Below are 1361 nucleotides of genomic sequence, written 5' to 3'. Positions count from 1 at the left end.
ACGCCATTTACGCAAGTTTAACGGCATTCCCAAAGAGCATTTTGAACTGTATTTGAAAGAGTGTGAATGGCGTTTTAACAACAGTGAGATAAAATTTCAAATTTCTATTTTAAAACAATCAGTAAAGTAGGATTTGTTCTAGTTATCTAGGACAGCCCCTTTTTTTATTTAAATGGTGCCGGCACCAAGAGTCGAACTCGGGACCTTCTGATTACAAGTCAGCTGCTCTACCAAACTGAGCTATACCGGCTATATATTATGTTTAATATAATATCCGTTTTTTTTAGTATTTGCAAATTATTTTTCGGTAGTTTTTAAATTTTTTTAAAGATATCGTTTTGTTGATAGCTTATTTCAGGTGGAGTGTTTAAAAAAACTGCAGATGAAATTTTATATGATTAACAAACAATAAATATTAGTGGGTCAAATTTAAAATGAGATAAGGCCTGAAGTGTAGATAGGATAAGCAATATGTGGAGAGTTACATGGGTTTAATTTTCATCCATGGTATTCCTGATTTAAAAGTATCGTCATGAAGTTAGCTAGAATTATCTACTATCCGGTTAAACACATCCATGGTATCTTGGTGGAGCGTATTTAAATCTACTCAGCTGGTTTTTTTCCATATGACCCGATAGCTCAAAATTTATTTTAAAGGGTCTTTCCGCAACATTTCCAATAGTGCTTTATACAAATCATCCTGTCGGTGGCTGAAGAGAAACCCAGGGTTTCTTTTAATGCAGGTAAAAGGTTATGCTCCGGCACTCAGTTAAATCGTACCAAGCGATGCTTGGCATAGCGCCAACCATTGATATGTTGCATACCTCGGGCAAACCCATTGCCGCCTCGTTTGAGGATGTCGGAAAAGATGGTTTTAGTGCCCGCTTTTCACCCGAGTCTACCTCGGATGCGCTTTGCCTTGAAATAGGATTGGTCTGATTCTACGGTGTCTTAGAAAGGGGTGTACTGCCCGCATTCGCCAGCTGGGCACCGGCGTAACTTCAGGTACGGGCTATTGATGCTTCCGACACTGATTCCGGTCAATTGCCTCATCATTGCAAGGCTTTGAACGGTATTTTGGAAATACTGTTTACATCTGTCGCTTCTACATTAACTAGATATTTCTAGCAGCATGGAAACTGTATAAAGAAGAGCCGAAGGCGTGTTGTGTTGGTCTAGTGGCTTCTGATTGGTTTAAATACTGAACCCGTTATTGTAGATTGATTCTTCAACATGTTAAATATCGTGCAAAACTGAGCCAGGGAAACGGGGAGTTGTGCTCCAAAATTGAGCCACTCTCCGTTTGTTATAAACTGCTCCGCTTTATCACACAGCGGAGCCCAACCTGGATGTTATGCATG

The 1361-nt window shown here is 39.5% G+C and carries 1 tRNA gene and 1 pseudogene; one reads left to right on the top strand and one right to left on the bottom strand.

Annotated features, from left to right (window positions below):
• Nucleotides 1-130: pseudogene (locus tag IR141_RS12445) on the top strand (IS1595 family transposase); the annotation flags it as partial.
• 43 nt (nucleotides 131-173) lie between these two features.
• Here IR141_RS12445 and IR141_RS12440 read toward each other — a convergent pair.
• A tRNA-Thr gene (locus IR141_RS12440) sits at nucleotides 174-250 on the bottom strand.
• Between the last annotated feature and the right edge of the window lie 1111 nt (nucleotides 251-1361).

It is taken from the genome of Neisseria sp. 19428wB4_WF04 (assembly GCF_015235335.1).
Lineage (GTDB): Bacteria > Pseudomonadota > Gammaproteobacteria > Burkholderiales > Neisseriaceae > Neisseria > Neisseria musculi.
The sequence above is the reverse complement of the archived record's forward strand: the minus strand, read 5'-3'. Positions and strand labels throughout refer to the sequence as shown.